Raw genomic sequence first — 16,018 nt, 5'->3', positions numbered from 1 at the left:
ATAAATGACGGTTTGAGGGGAGGATAACATTCGCTTTTAGGGGCGTCAATGTGTTTATTTATAGTTTTAAAACCTTTAAAAATGATATTCGTAATAAAAACCTTAAAAAATTATTTGAAACGCATTTTTTGTTTTTTTTAAGGCATATTCGTTTATGCATAAAAAAAGACGCACTGTTGTGCGTCTCTACAATAAAACCTGTATTTAAATTTTACTCTTTCCCGGTATGTGTCCCTTTATATTCTGTAGGTGATAAATTGTAAAACTTTTTAAACTCTTTGCTAAAATGCTTTCTGTCGTTAAAACCAACCATATAAGTTACTTCTGACACGGAATAGCTGGTATTGCTCAATAAGCTGGCTGCTTTCTTTAATCGCATATTTTTTATAAATCCTGCTACAGAATGGTTCGTCAGAGTTTGTACTTTTTTATAAAGTACCGTTCTGCTCATTCCTATTTCCCGAACCAAATCATTTACATCAAAATCTGTATTATCGATATTGCCTTCGATTATCTGGGTTAGTTTTTTTACGAATAAACCTTCGGGCGTATTTACATTTTCCAGTTCTGAATCTGAAATAAATCTTTCGCCGTACTTCTGGCGCATTATTTCTTTTGCAGATAACAAATTGGCTATCGTCAGTTTTAATTCTTCAATACTGAAAGGTTTTGAAATATAAGCATCTGCTCCTATCGAAAGTCCTTCAATTCTGTTTAAAGTGGAAGATTTTGCAGTTAACAATATTACCGGAATATGATTGGTGTTTTGGTTTGTTTTTAAAATTTTACAGAGTTCAAATCCATCCATTTCCGGCATCATAACATCGGTTACGATAAGATCTGGAATTTCTTTTTCCATATATTCCAACGCTTTCAAACCATTTGTAAATTTGAGAACTTTGTAATCGCTGTATAAAATATCATAAACAAAAGAGAGTACTTCTTCATTGTCTTCAATTACAAGAACTGTCTTTTTGGTGTTGTTTTCTGTTTCTTCAAAATATTCTGCTTCGTAAGTTTCAATTTCAGTTTCAACATCAGAAATTGGATTTGCATTTTCTATTTTGACTGCGTTTTCAACAATCTGAGATTTTTTAAAATGATCTTTTCCTTTCTTTAGAGTAATAGTAAAGATGGTATTGAAATTGGCATCGGCTTCTGTCTGCACTTTGATTTCCCCGTGATGCAGTTCTACAATGCTTTTGCTCAAAGCAAGCCCAATACCGCTTCCCATATTGGTGCTTCCGCGATCGTCTAATTGGAAAAAGTTCTTGAAAATTTTCTTTTTTCTATTTTCAGGAATTCCAATTCCGTTGTCTTTTACTTTAATTTCTATCGAATCTGATTCTTCTTTTTGTTCGACAGCCAAAGTGATTCTGCCATTTTTACTGGTAAATTTAAAGGCATTCGAAAGCAGATTATAAATCACTTTCTCCATCTGATTTTTATCAAAATAAAGCATCGCTGTATTGATATTGAGAACAAATTTGTAATCGATTTTTTTCGCGACTGCAAATCCGCGGAAGGATTCGTAAATATCAAAACAAAAAGAAACGATATCCTGCTCTTCGCAATAAATTTTCATACTTCCTTTTTCGGCTTTTCTGAAATCCATTAATTCATTTACCAATTTCAATAATCGGTCTGAATTATTTTTTATAACCTTTAGTTTCTGTTCGAGATTAGAATTCTTCTCGGCTCCGCTTAATAATTCTTCAACAGGCCCGCTTATAAGCGTTAACGGCGTTCTAATTTCGTGCGAAACATTGGTAAAGAAATCCAGTTTCATTTTGTATAATTCTTCTTGTCTTTCTTTTTCAACCTGTTCCAAATAAAATGCCTGCTTTAGCAATTCTCGATTTCTCAAAAATCTAAATAACAAAATAGATGCAGCAAGCAGTAATCCGAAATAGAAAATAAAAGCCCACCAGGTTTTCCACCACGGCGGCAACATAATAATTTTTAAGGTTTTAATGGCTGGGTTCCATTTTCCGCCTCCATCTGAAGTTTTGATTTTTAAAAGATAAGTTCCTGAATTTAAATTGGTCAGATTTATATAATGTTGTGAGCCAATGGTGTGCCAGTCGTCTTTATTAAACGAACTTTCCAACTTATATGCATATTCATTTTTTTCCGGAGAAACAAAATTCATTGCACTAAATTCCAAACCAATATATCCCTGATCATGATTTAATGTGATTTCCTGAATTTCGCTTATATCTTCCTGTAAATCGACATCTTTATTTCCCGGCCTGATTTCTTCATTGTTTACAATAAGTTTGGTTAGAACGATCTCTGCATTATCTGGTGTTTTGATCAATTTGAACGGATTAAAATGAATCAAACCGTTTGAAGATCCAAATACGAGTTCGTTATTATTGAGTCTTAAACTGCTGTTATTTGAAAACTGTTTTACTTTTAAACCGTGTTTTGCAGAATAGGAAATAATCTCAAAATCAGAAATATTGGGAGTTGTTTTAAATTTCTTTGTTCTGATTTTGTATAACAAATTATTGTCGCTCACCCAGATATTTCCTTCTGAATCTTCTGAAATACTTTTGATGGTTTCATCTGTAAAACCCATATTTCGGTTGATTTCGAAAAAATGCCCTGATTGTTCATTTAATAAATTTATGCCTCCGCTTTCAGAACCTACCCAAAATCTATTTTTAGAATCGGTAAACATAACGGTAAGACTATTATTTGGCAATCCGCTGGCTTTTCCTGATTTATAGATTTTGGTAACTTTTTTTAGTTTTTTATCAAAATAGTTTAAACCATACTGCGTGGCAATCCACAAACCATTTTCCCTGTTTGCTATATCTGTAATAAAATTATCGCTAAGGGCATTTGAAGTTCCGTCGGCCATATAACTTTCAATGGTTCCGTCCTGAAGTATTTTTTTTAGTCCGTTTCCGTTTGTTCCTACCCATAAATCTCCATTATCCAGTAATAAAGAAGTAATGGGTCTGTCACGATCTTTTGGGTTTGGTGAAAGCGGTATTTTATTGAAGGTTTTACTGCTTTTGTTAAACTTGTATAATCCGTTAAAAGTACCGCAAAACAAATTCTCCTGATTCTGATTGACCAAAGCAGTGATCATATTTACGCTTTTATCAAAATCATTGGTATCAATTAAATAAGAGGAATTTCTATTATTTCTGAAGTCGAGAAAATTTAAACCACCGCCGTTTGTTCCTACCCAGACAGCATTATTATTTTCTTTAGAAACGGCATTTACCAGGGCGCTGTTTAATCCGAAATTAGGTTTAATAACTTCTCTTACGTTGGTAAAATTGGTATTGGTTTTCTGAAAAAAATTCACGCCTCCGCCATTGGTGCCAATCCAGATATCATCGTGACGGTCTTTTAAAAAGCATTTTATATCATCATCAGACAAACTGTAACTTGCTAACGGATTGTGCTGGTATTTGGTAAACTCTTTTTTGTCTTTTTTATAAACACATAAACCATTTTTGGTGGCAAACCAAATAGTATTGGCATCAACATTAACAATATCGTTTACCCAATTTGAAGACAAACTTTTCCTGTTATTAGGATTCTGCAGATAATTTTTCACGGAATTTCCGGCTGTATCGTAGTGAAATACCCCATTGGCTTCGGTGGCAAACCATAAATCCCCGTTTTTTTCTTTGATTATTTTCCAAATTTTAGAATGAATAAGGGCATCATTTTCCTTTAAAATTTCAGGAAGTTCTTTTCGTGAACCATTTTTAGGATCAAAACATTCCAATCCTTTTGATGTTCCCACGAAAACGCCATAATTACGATCATAAAAAAGTGATAAAACCCTGCTTTTTCTAAAAGGAGAATTATGGTCGTTTGAAATTTCTTCTAATAAATACTGCTTTTTGTTTAAGCGTTTAATTCCGCCGAAAGTCCCAATCCAGATTCTATTTTGATCATCCTGAATGATTGATGAAATGTAGTTTCTTCCGCCTTTAACTTTTTGAACATCAACTCTTAAAAAATTGTTCTCTTTTTTATTGAAAAGATTCAATCCGTTGTTGGTTCCTATCCAAAGTTCTTTTTGGCTGTCCTCTAAAATTACATTGATATGATTGTTGCTAATCGTGTTCAGTATATCTTTATTGTAGACATATCTTAGAAAATTATAGCCGTCGTAACTAATTAATCCGTTTGCAGTCCCTATCCAGACAAATCCTTTTTTAGTTTGATGAATACTCGAAATCATACTCTGCGAAAAACTCACATCATAATCAATATGATCAAAATATAAATCTGATTCCTGAGAATTGGCTTCAAAAGGAATTGAAAAAAATAATATAAAACTTAAAAGGTAAATTTTAATGTCCTTCATAAATTGATTTACTGAGATCAGTGACTAAATAAATAGGATTGGTTTATTTTGCTCTAAACTTAGAAAAAAAATAAATCAATTGCACTGCAAGGTAAATCTAATACAAAAAATGAGAGTGGTTATTCTTTCTTTTGAAGGGGTGTATTTGTACTTTTGTTGGGATAAAAACATAAAAAACCTTTAAATATAACTAATTTAAAGGGTTTGACTTTTTATAACAATAGGCAAAGCTTACATCATCGTATTAATACGAATGCTGGCTTTTATAAGTGCCAATGCAGATATTTTTGAAATATGAATGTCTTTGGGCTGATGATGCGAATTCTGACTTACCAATTTTACAAACTCCATTCCCTGCTCTGATTTCTGAACATATTTTACCGTAATATATTCTTCCCAGTCATTTAACTTGACGCTTAAAAGATACATTTCTCCGAAAAAGATATTTTCAAATTCGGTTTCTTTATAAAGGACAATATCTCCGGATTTTAAAAGCGGATACATACTATCTCCAGTTACAGAAATGGCTCCGTCACATTTTGGAAGATTTGGAATTTTTATTGTATCGAGAACTCTTTGCGGTTTTCCGCTGTTAAATAATTCTCTTAAACCCGCCACAGCTTCTAAGTCATATAAGGGTATTTCCTGGCTCACATGCAGTGAATCGATTGTTTTTCGGTCATTACTCATAATTACAATATTAGTGTTATCCTCTTTTATCATGGATCCGTTTCCGGTTAAAAGCCATTCAGAATTTATCTCCGGATAGTAGTGTAAAATTTTACACGCTTTATCTGTTCCCATATTACTGCTGTTATCTAAAAACTTATTAGAAAAGCCTAACTCATTACAGAATTTATATTTAGTAATCCCTTTATAATCAAGATATTCTCTTATTCTTTCAGTTGACCCCATAAAAAGATGTATTTTTTTACGTTAAAAATTTGTTTTAATGTATTATTTTACATTATATTTGCAAAGTAAAGAAAAATAAATATCAAAAACAAGACAAATACACACAATTTTATGCGATACAGAAATTACACCTAAGTTCAAAATCATATTCAAAATACTGATTATAAAATAATTAAAACATATATAAGTCGTAGAAAAATAAAAACAAACCACTACACTAAATGAGAATAAAACTACGAATAACTAGTAATATTAATCATTAAAATTAAAAAACATTATTCATCATTACTTAAAATAATAAAAATGGAAACAAATCAAATCAAGGAAAAAATTCAGGAACTGGAAAATTGGCTGATTGAAAATCCAAACAGTCCCGAGAGAAACTTAATAGAATCTGATATCAAAAAATTACGAACCTTATTAAATAAAAATCATGAGTAGAAATCAAATCGAAGCAAGAATTGCACAATTGTATCTGGCACTTCAATATTGTTCTGAAAGATCGAGATCTTTTACACCCGGAGAAAGAATCTGCATTAATCAGGAACGTTTTCAATGGATGCATATTCTGGACGATGAAACCGCTTCTCCCCGCCCCGTTTCACAAGCAATTGAAAACAAATTAAAAGAAGTCTTGAGACTTGCTGATCACTATAATTTTAAACCTTATTACGGTGATCCCTTTAAGGAAGAAATCTTATGTGCATAACTAAATTATTATAAAAACTAAAAGCCAATTACTATGAACACGCCGTTAACAAATACAATTAACCCATCTATGGATTTATCTCAATTTTCTGCACAGCAATTAAAAGAAGCTTTAAACCGAATTGAAAATAAAAAGAATGAAGAACGAGATGCTTATAAAAAACTGGTAGCCGAAACTATTCCGAAAGCACTTTCGAGGTTGCACGAAACTTCTGAAATGATGCGAAATGCGAAAACAGAAACTTTTCAGTTGTTTGAGACTATTCTGGATTTAAAGAATCAGGTTTATGGTTTTAAAGAAAAGCAGATGTCTCATACTTTTTCTAATGATAAAGAAGAAATCACGATTGGTTATCGTATTAATGAAGGCTGGGATGATACGGTTACAATTGGGATTGAAAAAGTACAAAATTACATTTCGTCGCTTTCTACCAGTAAAGAAACAGCATCATTGGTAAAAATTGTTTTCAATTTATTAAAAAAAGATGCTAAAGGAAATTTAAAAGGTTCGCGTGTTTTGGAGCTTCAAAAATTAACTAAAGAATTTAATAATGAAGAATTTACCGATGGTGTTGAAATTATCGCTTCTTCTTTTAAACCAATCCGCTCAAGCTGGTTTATTGAGGCGAACAGAATTGATGAAAATGGTGTAAAAACCAATATTCCGTTGTCTATGTCGTCTGTAGATTTTTTACAGGGATATGCTTTTAATTTCTTTAACCAGCAAAACGAACAAAGTCATGCAGCCTAATAATGATATTTACGCGTCGGCTCTTTTAGCGCTTCTGCTTATTGCTACCAACTTAAAACCTATTCTTTTATTCCGTGAATGGTTTTATTTCAGAATCAAAATAATTTTTAAACAATACTTAAATGAGCGTAAAAATAAAGCCAATTACTGACCACGAAAGTTACAAGGTCAATGAACATACCATTTTTAAAGACGGACTTGGAAACTGGAACTGCAAAAATGATTTATCTAATAAGGAACGTCAGGCTTTTAATCAATATGAAAGCATCGTAATTAAAAATCCGAGATTTAAAAAACACACAACAGCCACCTACAAAGGCTAAATAAATTCCTCAATATCTACATTATAAAAACTTAAGTAAACATAAAAAAATGGTTCCTGTTTTTCACTTCTTTCTGAAGGAAAACAGAAACCGAAGATGGGCGGTTTTTACCCAAAAAAAGCAGCCAAAAACCATTCTTTCTATAGAGTTCCCAGTCTTTAGAGCTGCGGAACGAGATCATGATAGGAAGTGTACTGACCTCAATTGTTAAAAAATAATCTTTAACAAATAGTACCTCAGAACGAGGTTCAAAAAATGGCATTTGAAGTAGAAAAACCATTACTTAAAAAGATTAAATGGTTTGGCTGCTGTAAATCTTTATGTCATTATTTAGTATTCAAATAATTCGTAATCATGATTAAATCTTCCTTTTAATAATTCTTCTCTTTTCAAAAAATCTCTCTTCATTTTCTATCACTCAATAAATATCACATCATGCCTATATCCTCAAACAGAAGTCTCGGAATTCAAAAAAATAAATTATTGCGCTACAAACTTGTTAAAGAGTTGTATCAAAAACACAAGACGGAAGATATTCCTACTACGGTAGTATGGCGTAAATATGTATATCCTGTTTATCCCATTTCACGAACTACTTTGTATGAAATTCTTTGTACGCCTATTACTTCAGAATTAAAAAAAATCGAAGAACTTATGAGCAATCAGGAAAAGCCTTCTTAACTATTATAAAAGAAAAGCGAAATCTTTCACCTCCTAAAAAACATTGTTTTTATTGGTGCAAAGATGAGTCATTTACTTCCGTAAAAATGAGCTCTGTTCGCTTTCTGTACAACTTTGTAAAGCCCTAGAATACTAATGTCCGCACACCTTGCATTCGTTTTTTTTAGGGCTTTTTTCTCCCAATCTTTGCAATCACAAAAGGAAAGAACAGCATTAATTTGACTGCAGAATTTTAAGATTGCTCTTCTTCCAAAAACAACATGCTGTTGTTGTTTCCCCAAAATCATATTTATCAAATATTCAACATTAATACCAATGGAACAGTTTCTATACCCATCTCTTACGGCATTTTTTGCCGCTTTTATAACCTGGTTTTTCTCTATGCGAAAATCATTAGCAGAAGACCGCGCCGCCGAACTTGACAACGCAGTAAGTGCCGTAAAATATTACCGTGATCTTCTGGACGATATTACCGCTCGCCTTACTGCTGCCACAGATACCATAAAAAAAATGGAAGTACAGCACAAAGAACTTATGCTTATCAACCAGCAGCTGGTTGATGAGTTACAAAAATTTAAACAGCTTAACGGAAAGAATTCATGACACTAATCCAAAAAACCTTAGAAATCGCCACGGCACAAATTGGTGTCGAAGAAATTCCCAGAAACAGCAACTCCGGTCCCGAAGTTGAAATTTATTTAAGAAGCGTCGGCCTATCAAAAGGATATGCCTGGTGCATGGCTTTTGTTTACTGGTGTACACAAAAAGCAGCATTACAGATTAATGCCAAAAATCCTTTAAAGAAAACAGCCGGAGTTCTGGATCAATATAATTCGAGACCCCTTTTAGTAAAAAAAACACCTCAGCCTGGAGATGTTTTCATTATGGATTTTAATAACGGCGCAGGCCACACTGGTTTCGTTGAAAAAGTGACCGGAACTACTATTTACACCATTGAAGGAAATACCAATGAGGCCGGAGGCCGTGAAGGCTACAAAGTAGCCAGAAGAAAACGTGATATAAAAAGCGTAAAAGGTTTTTTACGTCTGCAAAACTAAACTTATAAACCAACTTTAATTATGACTAAAAAACTAAAATGTTTTGTTTTTTCTCTTTTCATTATTCTGATCGTGATTTCATGCCGAAGTCCGAAACCTGTTGAAAACGAAAATAAAGTTCAAACTATTACTATTACAGAAACACTGCACGATACTGTTTTTAAAATAGCCAAAGACAGCAGTTCTTATAACGCATTACTTGATTGTATTAACGGAAAAGTAGTTCTCAAAAATGTTATTCAGGCCGAACCAGGGCGTACATTAAAAAGCCCAAGGGTTCGACTTGATAACAATAAACTCAGCGTTGACTGCGACTTGAAAGAACAGGAACTCTATGCTTTCTGGAAATCGAAACAGGTAAAAGATGTTCAGGAAAAAACAATTACGATTACCAAGTTTGTCAATTACTTAACTTTTTGGCAAAAGGTACAGATTTGGCTGGGTAGAATACTTCTTATTGCTCTTGTCTTTTTACTTCTAAGATTCGTCTACAAAATCTATAAGCCATTAATGGTTTAAAATTAACTTTTAAATAATTCATTTAAATATGTCTTCACAGTCTCATTTTTTCGTGGAGTCAGGAGGCTTTACGCAAAGCCGCGAACAAGCTTTTGGTCCTCAATCGAGTACCGAGTTTAACCTGACCTCCAAATTTTCATTAGCTTCTCCCAAAAAGGCTTATGCAATCTGCAAAGGAGTTGTTTTAGTACAGCCTCAGACAAATAGTCCTGATAAAGTAAATCTTATTCTTCGTCCTTACAAACAGCCTTTTCCGGGATTAAATATCAAATATTTCGTTTATAGAGGATTGCAAAGAAGTGATTTTTTTACAACAGGTTCTAATCCTGCAATAATTCAGCAAACAGAACAAACGTCTGATTTTATCAATAAGATTAATATTGATTTTGATGCTTTCTATAATGGAAATACAGCTATTGAGAAACCGTCTTTCCTTGCCTCATATATTGGATTTGACGAAGAAAAAACCTTAGCAACGCCTCTATCTGATTTATTTTTTAAAGAATCGAAATTCAAAACAACAGATAATGTCTTAAAAGAAGAGGATTCTTTCGAACTTCCTTTAATTGATAGTGGTAAAACGTTAGGGGATTTTGCGCAAGGAGAATGTGGCATTGATGTAGTCCTAAATTATGGAGATTACAAACATAATTTTAATAATGGCGAGTTTGATTTTAATTTAGAATATGCCCGTAAAGCTTTCGCTTCTATTTCCATTACTGGAGGTACTCCTTATGAACAAAAATTACTACGTGAGCAAAGTGTACAATTTATCGATATTGCTGCTTTTTATGGCTTGTTTGTTCCTCAAGATTCTGTAGATGTTGTCAGCGCAGGAACTAAAACAACAAAAAAAGGTGCAGAAATTTTTAATGGCATTATCAATAATTTTTTCACTAAAAACTATTGGTATGTCTATATTCAGAGTGACCGTACCCGCAGTTATGACTTTTACGGAAATTACAACATTGGTGATGGGCCTGAAAATCTTAAAACAGGTTTATTAGCGAATTCAGAAGGAATTGTTCCAATGACAGCCGTAACTTATGGCACGGATGGATGGCCGGTTTTAATTGATAAACAAGAACAACCGAACACTGTTACTACAAATAATCTTTATCTGCAATTTACTACAGACAACAATAACAATACTGCTTTTTACGGACAGATTGCTAAAGTTGCCAACGCACAAAAAGATAATTTCATTAATGCCGATGGTTTGCGATTACCTCCGGATGAAGAAGGAAATTACAGTAATGTAACCTCAACCATTCAGCTTACAACTCCGGCAATTCAAGGTAAGAATATTGCTGCGCTTAACATTTTGCTATATCAGGGAAAAGTGAATCAATATACAGCCGGAACAACACAAGACGAAAATGGAGATCTTGTTATTCTATACGGACAAGCGAACTTTTTTGATAATGTATTTAGTTTAATTGATGCACAACCTTTATTAAAATTAAACGGCGATGACAGTTACTCCAGAATGACTTCTGAAAAACTAAATCTTATCAATGAGTTTTACGATAAAAAACAGCAGGGCATTTCAATTGTACAAACTCTTACTGTAAATGATGTTATTGAAACCGGAATTGAAGAAACACCTACAGTTGCCCGTGTTACCTACCTGACAGAAGCAGGTGATGTGATGAACAATGCTGTTTCTGCAACCGGAAGCACAACACCCGATACAAAAACAACGGCTTCTGCAAGCGGCGCCGTTACAAAAAGCAAAACCTATCAATTGCCAGATCCTTATTACTATAATTTGAAACTGTTTACAGACAGCACTCAAACTATTACAGGACTGGAATTAAAAACAATGGATGGCTCTACTCCTAATAAAATCATTTTGGGATTAACTAAAACCGAAAATGATGCTATCCAAACATTAATTACAGATGACACAAAAAATCCTCGTTTGTTTTTGATTGATTTATTTGAAGATGGAAATGAGTTGATTTCTCTTGAAAATATTCCATACCAAAAATATAAGGTTGCTATTGTAGCAGAAAACACAAATGGTGAAACAGAATTATCTGAACCAGAAAAGACTGTATTTGCTTATTCTCTTGATCGAAACTATCATTTTAGTAAAGGATATAGTGAATATGTAAAAGAGGACTTAAAAAAAGAATTAATGTTAGATTTAGATTTATCTGTATAATGGAACAAGCAGCAATATTAAAATCGGGAAATGTTATTAAATTAACTGGTTTAACTAACCCCAAATATAGTATATATGGCTTTTTAAATTCGTTTGAAGCTGATGTTAATGGAGTTACAAAAAAATTCAGAGAAACGGTTAAGGAAGATTTCAGAGATGTGGATCTTGTTGGACAAATAGACAAAGATGTTATAGGGGGCTTTTATGAAGAAGATTTTTTTCTAGAATACCTAATAGATAAAAATAAGCTTTATCAACTAAAAGATTATAAATATACTTTTAAACCAGCATCTGCTAAAGATGTAATAATTGTTAAAAAAATAAAAGTAGAAACCCCATATACTGATTTCTGTAAAATTGAAACATATAAATGGCCATATCAACCTAATACACAAATTGTAGATTATGGAACTTGGCAAATTAAAATCCCAACTGGAGTTTTTCCAGATCCTATTGGAGGGGTAAATGTTCAATTGAATAATACCGCGATGCAATTTTACAATCATAAAATTGGATTATTTGTTACACCACTTACTGATGTAAATGATAAACAGGCAAAAGCGTTTTTGATCGCAAAGATTGCTATTCAAATCAACTCAATAGAAAATATATTTAATACAATCGAGTTAGGAACAAGTAGTGATTTTGGCCAATATATAAACAGTCAGAAATCTGAATGGAGTACTCAACCAATATTTGTAAGTCCAAGTGTTGAAGTTTTCGAAGATTATATGAGAAATTTAACTAGTTTTTATGAAGGTTTTTATGCAAATCAAATTTCAATCAGAAAAGCCTCCAAAAAAGAGCAATTTTACTGGTTAGCAAGATGTCTTTCTGCAGAAGCTTTAGCAACTGTACCTATGAATGACAAAGTTGATTTATTAGAAAATATAAGTGATTATAGTCATCGATTAACTGAAAATAATAATGGAGAACAATTAGCAATAAAGATTATCGAATCTTTCACTTTTTCTTCTGTACCTGCTGGAGATAGAAATGATTTACTAGATAGACTTATGAAAATTCAAGTATATCAGGTTGCTAATGTTTATAATCAAACCAATACTGTCGATACACAGCAAACCCTTTTTGAAATATTATATTCAAAAATTGATGACAACAGAACTGGTAGATATTATAACATTTTTAATACTGATGATAATAGAAAAAAATTCATACTAACATTATATAAAATTTGGAAATCTTCTAAATACAATCCAAAATATGCTGATCCATCATATACTTTAGGAGCAAACGCTTTTGGTCTATTCCCAGAATCATATTATATGAAATTAATTATTGATTCAGGAAGTTCAATAGAAAAAACAAAATATTATAACAGTAAGAATTCTCCAGCAGTATTACTTTATCAATCATTTGGAGAATTAAACGATGCTTTTCTCAGTTCAACAAATATAGAATACGAAATTGAAGGTATAAAAGGGAGAAAAATTACTATACTGGAAAAAGGAGAAACAACGATAACAACAAATTCCCCTAAGGATAATAATCAGCATAAAATGCCATATTCGTATGTATATGGAATATATGATTTATTTCAACCTATTTCAATTATTGGTTTTAAACCAGATTTAGATCTAATTGAATTTAGAAATCCTAAAAATGACATTAATATAGATGACCCTACATCTCGAATTCCTGTATTTTTCTTATATTATATGCAAGATTACAGCGATCTAAAAAAAATTGATTTTGCTACAATGACTGCTGTTGAAGTTGCCTTAAATTTAACCGGGGTTGGAGAATTATCAAGTCTAAAATACTTGAATTATTTATCAAAAACTAGGGCAGTGTGGACTGGTGCAGCCACTGCATCAGAAACCGTATTATTTTGGGAAGCAGTTTCTGGAGTAAACGGTTTAATACAATTTACTGCAGGAAATGCACTTGCAATTAGTTCATATCTAGGAAATACTAATCCTGATTCTGATATACAAAAATTTACACAAAAACTAAATACTTTTCTTGGAATTTTGACAATTAGCTCACTGGTTTCAAATCCATTCATCAAAAAAAGACTTTATGGTGCAGCTTCAGACGTTTTAACACAAGAAAGAAAATTGATATCATTAGGAAAGCCTCATGGATTAGATATTGATACTATGAATGCTATCAGAGGCATTTATGATATTGATTCTTTAATAGATCTAATGCATTTAAAGCTAAATAACCTTCCATCTTATGCACGTGAAACAATCATAACTAAATTTAACAGTTTTACCAAAGATGAACAATTTGCATTTTTTAACTATTTTTACAATGTTCAGGAAGAAGGAAAATGGATAAAAATGGATTTCAAATATTCACGAATTGTGAATGGTGAAACGCAATTTTACACTTGGGTAGATGTTTGGCAAAATGAAATTCAATTTTTGAAAATTTATAGAGATTATGATTTTTTAGATGCCTATCACAATATAACGAACAATACAAATTTGATTAAACATGTTCATAAAGGTGATGTGTCAGTTACTCATATATTAGGCAGTTCTACAAAAACAGAAATTACAGGTTTACATAATCAACTTGAAATAATTAATGCTCCACCATATATTGAAGGAAAATGGAATTTTAAAGATCCATTGAAGGTTAAAGAAAATTCTAGAGGATATGTAAAAGCAAAAATAGAAAGGCATATGGGAGATATAATTGATCCAGCAACAAATAAAAAGTGGGAGAACCCTTTTGAGCCACCTTCTAGAAAGTACATGAAAGCAAAAAGAGATGAAAGTGTTTTTTGGCCATCCTCTTACAGTACGCAAAGAATAAATGAAGAAATGGCATATGCATTTTCAAAAAAAATATCTAGACCTTCAAAACAAATAAATACACTTCGATTTGAATCAAAGGCAACAGATGGACAAAAAATTATAATAACAAAAGATAAGTACGGAAAATGGTCTATTTTTCCCGATCAATTTGATTTTTAAATAACAATAATATGACACTAAATCAGATTTTAGACTTATATGATATAAGTTTTATCAAAATTAGAGATAATCAAAATTCATATACTAAACTTTTTTATGGAGGTGGAGAAATGGAAATGTTTTTTACTTATTTTCGAGAGCCCGATAATATTGAAGAGGAGGTAATTCAATTAATTGATCATTATTTAAATGGAAATCCTTTTCCTGTAGATAATGATCTAACAGTAGGAAATGGTGATTTTATTGAGGTATCTGCATTTTCTGTGACATTTACTAATAGAGAATCTTTTATCATTAGTCAAAGTATCCCACTAAATCATTTTCGAGCTATTACCCAAGCTTGGGTAAATTATCTAAGAAATGGGTAAGTTTATCTAAACCAACACCTTCTCTGGCGCAAGCGTCCCACTCGCAAAAAATTAAAAAGCTCAAAGACAAAAAAGTCTTTGAGCTCTCTTAAAAAAAATCATTTTTCCTTCACAGAAAATGATAACCAGCTCTGCGAAGTGTTCTTATGAAAAGCTGCGCAAATGTCTCTGACTTTGCGTAACTTACCTACATCTTTTAAAGCTAATATGTCTAGAAAAGTCTCTGACTTTTTATGTTTCGTTCTAAAAAATGACATAAATTACACTCAAAATTCTAATAACTTTAATCAAAATTTTAGATTGAAGTCAGAGACTTCTTGATCTTTTTGATTTTAAATCAAATTTAATAAAATAGCCCAAAGTCAGAGACATTTGCGCAACGTGAATAACGAAGACTTCAGGTAGCTGGGAATATAGTTGCAAAACCAGAAAGCTCGAAAATAATAATGCATACATGTGCAGATTGTTTTTATATAACAGATTTAGTAACATTTATAAAATAAATATTCAATGATAAAAATTAATTTTAATGATAATAATATCGAAATAAAACACCCTGATGCTGGTGGCGGCATGTATTATTATTATCCGATCGCGCGGATTTGCAACCACGATAGCGCGGATTTGCAATCCGTGCCCGTAAAGATTGGTTAGTTCTATTTGTAAATATAAAAAAGCATATAACTTTGTGTAATTTTAGTTTTAATGATTTGTTTTGTGTCTTATTGTTGTGGGCACGGATTACAAATCCGCGCTATCGGGTGATGGAACTCCATTCAAACCAGGCATATATCTAGATATTGATGCAATGGTAATTAACACCACTGTAAATAAAATTAAAACCCCATATAGTGCTAAATTTAATATAGGAGAAACATTTGAAAGTGCAGGAAAATTAAAATATGATGATGCTCAAAAATTAGAGTTTTTTAGAAATCTTCCAGAAGATATTTTACAAGCAAAAGCATTCATCATAAATGAAGGAAAAAAAGTATGGAAAGATATATCAAGACCTCAAAATTTAGATCAAATATATTCTATAGAAGTAAAATATTTTGATAAATTTGAGAAGCCTCAAACAATGTCTCTATCAGATTTCAAACAAAAATTAAGAGCAAACTCTTACAATAGAAATGATTTTAAAGAGATTAATCCTGAAACATTTAACACAACAAGAGAAGAATTAATAGAAAGCTTGTATAATAGGATAATAACAGATTAAAACAAACAAA

The 16,018-nt window shown here is 31.9% G+C and carries 14 protein-coding genes; 12 read left to right on the top strand and 2 right to left on the bottom strand.

All coding sequences use genetic code 11. The features are described from left to right. Positions 1–211: 211 nt before the first annotated feature. Together ASD98_RS09840 and ASD98_RS09835 are read right to left on the bottom strand one after the other, a co-directional pair. Positions 212–4,342 (bottom strand): hybrid sensor histidine kinase/response regulator transcription factor, encoded by a 4,131-nt coding sequence (locus ASD98_RS09840; RefSeq protein WP_056203662.1) that lies wholly within the window; start codon positions 4,340–4,342, stop codon positions 212–214. 231 nt (positions 4,343–4,573) lie between these two features. After that, the gene (locus tag ASD98_RS09835) at positions 4,574–5,257 is read right to left on the bottom strand and encodes a S24 family peptidase (protein ID WP_056203659.1); all 684 of its coding nucleotides are present in this window, start codon (positions 5,255–5,257) and stop codon (positions 4,574–4,576) included. A 303-nt stretch (positions 5,258–5,560) separates the two neighbouring features. Between ASD98_RS09835 and ASD98_RS24025 the strand changes: the two genes are divergently transcribed. The 12 genes from ASD98_RS24025 to ASD98_RS09770 all read left to right on the top strand — a co-directional run bounded on the left by ASD98_RS24025 (position 5,561) and on the right by ASD98_RS09770 (position 16,008). Next, a complete protein-coding gene (locus ASD98_RS24025; RefSeq protein ID WP_157849152.1) occupies positions 5,561–5,698 on the top strand; it encodes a hypothetical protein in 138 nt (45 codons plus the stop codon). Further along, entirely contained in the window at positions 5,691–5,966 is a 276-nt protein-coding gene (locus ASD98_RS09830) for a hypothetical protein (protein WP_056203656.1), read from the top strand. Before ASD98_RS24025 ends, ASD98_RS09830 begins: the two co-directional genes overlap by 8 nt. A gap of 33 nt (positions 5,967–5,999) precedes the next feature. Further along, a complete protein-coding gene (locus ASD98_RS09825; protein WP_056203652.1) occupies positions 6,000–6,716 on the top strand; it encodes a DUF3164 family protein in 717 nt (238 codons plus the stop codon). 122 nt (positions 6,717–6,838) lie between these two features. Next, positions 6,839–7,039 carry a hypothetical protein gene (locus ASD98_RS09820; protein WP_053471136.1) on the top strand — a complete coding sequence of 67 codons (201 nt, stop codon included), beginning with the start codon at positions 6,839–6,841 and terminating at the stop codon, positions 7,037–7,039. Positions 7,040–7,474: 435 nt separating this feature from the next. Then, positions 7,475–7,720, top strand: coding sequence for a hypothetical protein (locus ASD98_RS09810; protein WP_056203645.1), 246 nt, complete (start codon positions 7,475–7,477; stop codon positions 7,718–7,720). A 315-nt stretch (positions 7,721–8,035) separates the two neighbouring features. Further along, positions 8,036–8,323 carry a methyl-accepting chemotaxis protein gene (locus ASD98_RS09800; protein ID WP_091290755.1) on the top strand — a complete coding sequence of 96 codons (288 nt, stop codon included), beginning with the start codon at positions 8,036–8,038 and terminating at the stop codon, positions 8,321–8,323. Beyond that, entirely contained in the window at positions 8,320–8,778 is a 459-nt protein-coding gene (locus ASD98_RS09795; protein ID WP_056203639.1) for a CHAP domain-containing protein, read from the top strand. Before ASD98_RS09800 ends, ASD98_RS09795 begins: the two co-directional genes overlap by 4 nt. Before the next feature lie 21 nt (positions 8,779–8,799). Continuing rightward, positions 8,800–9,297 carry a hypothetical protein gene (locus ASD98_RS09790; protein WP_056203636.1) on the top strand — a complete coding sequence of 166 codons (498 nt, stop codon included), beginning with the start codon at positions 8,800–8,802 and terminating at the stop codon, positions 9,295–9,297. Positions 9,298–9,325: 28 nt separating this feature from the next. After that, positions 9,326–11,467 (top strand): hypothetical protein, encoded by a 2,142-nt coding sequence (locus ASD98_RS09785; protein WP_056203633.1) that lies wholly within the window; start codon positions 9,326–9,328, stop codon positions 11,465–11,467. Next, on the top strand, positions 11,467–14,418 hold the full coding sequence (locus ASD98_RS09780; protein WP_056203630.1) for an EndoU domain-containing protein: 2,952 nt from the start codon (positions 11,467–11,469) through the stop codon (positions 14,416–14,418). The genes ASD98_RS09785 and ASD98_RS09780 overlap by 1 nt, the downstream gene beginning before the upstream one ends. 11 nt (positions 14,419–14,429) lie before the next feature. Next, positions 14,430–14,786, top strand: a complete 357-nt coding sequence (locus tag ASD98_RS09775) for a hypothetical protein (RefSeq protein WP_056203627.1) — start codon at positions 14,430–14,432, stop codon at positions 14,784–14,786. A 730-nt stretch (positions 14,787–15,516) separates the two neighbouring features. Beyond that, the gene (locus ASD98_RS09770; protein ID WP_128414816.1) at positions 15,517–16,008 is read left to right on the top strand and encodes a hypothetical protein; all 492 of its coding nucleotides are present in this window, start codon (positions 15,517–15,519) and stop codon (positions 16,006–16,008) included. The last annotated feature ends 10 nt before the right edge of the window (positions 16,009–16,018 follow it).

The organism is Flavobacterium sp. Root186, assembly GCF_001428525.1.
GTDB lineage: Bacteria > Bacteroidota > Bacteroidia > Flavobacteriales > Flavobacteriaceae > Flavobacterium.
The sequence above is the reverse complement of the archived record's forward strand: the minus strand, read 5'-3'. Positions and strand labels throughout refer to the sequence as shown.

Bases quoted from the DNA above. Each gene is read 5' to 3' on its own strand.
- ASD98_RS09840 (WP_056203662.1), bottom strand. From the start codon at position 4,342: ATGAAGGACATTAAAATTTACCTTTTAAGTTTTATATTATTTTTTTCA.
- ASD98_RS09835 (WP_056203659.1), bottom strand. From the start codon at position 5,257: ATGGGGTCAACTGAAAGAATAAGAGAATATCTTGATTATAAAGGGATT.
- ASD98_RS24025 (WP_157849152.1), top strand. From the start codon at position 5,561: ATGGAAACAAATCAAATCAAGGAAAAAATTCAGGAACTGGAAAATTGG.
- ASD98_RS09830 (WP_056203656.1), top strand. From the start codon at position 5,691: ATGAGTAGAAATCAAATCGAAGCAAGAATTGCACAATTGTATCTGGCA.
- ASD98_RS09825 (WP_056203652.1), top strand. From the start codon at position 6,000: ATGAACACGCCGTTAACAAATACAATTAACCCATCTATGGATTTATCT.
- ASD98_RS09820 (WP_053471136.1), top strand. From the start codon at position 6,839: ATGAGCGTAAAAATAAAGCCAATTACTGACCACGAAAGTTACAAGGTC.
- ASD98_RS09810 (WP_056203645.1), top strand. From the start codon at position 7,475: ATGCCTATATCCTCAAACAGAAGTCTCGGAATTCAAAAAAATAAATTA.
- ASD98_RS09800 (WP_091290755.1), top strand. From the start codon at position 8,036: ATGGAACAGTTTCTATACCCATCTCTTACGGCATTTTTTGCCGCTTTT.
- ASD98_RS09795 (WP_056203639.1), top strand. From the start codon at position 8,320: ATGACACTAATCCAAAAAACCTTAGAAATCGCCACGGCACAAATTGGT.
- ASD98_RS09790 (WP_056203636.1), top strand. From the start codon at position 8,800: ATGACTAAAAAACTAAAATGTTTTGTTTTTTCTCTTTTCATTATTCTG.
- ASD98_RS09785 (WP_056203633.1), top strand. From the start codon at position 9,326: ATGTCTTCACAGTCTCATTTTTTCGTGGAGTCAGGAGGCTTTACGCAA.
- ASD98_RS09780 (WP_056203630.1), top strand. From the start codon at position 11,467: ATGGAACAAGCAGCAATATTAAAATCGGGAAATGTTATTAAATTAACT.
- ASD98_RS09775 (WP_056203627.1), top strand. From the start codon at position 14,430: ATGACACTAAATCAGATTTTAGACTTATATGATATAAGTTTTATCAAA.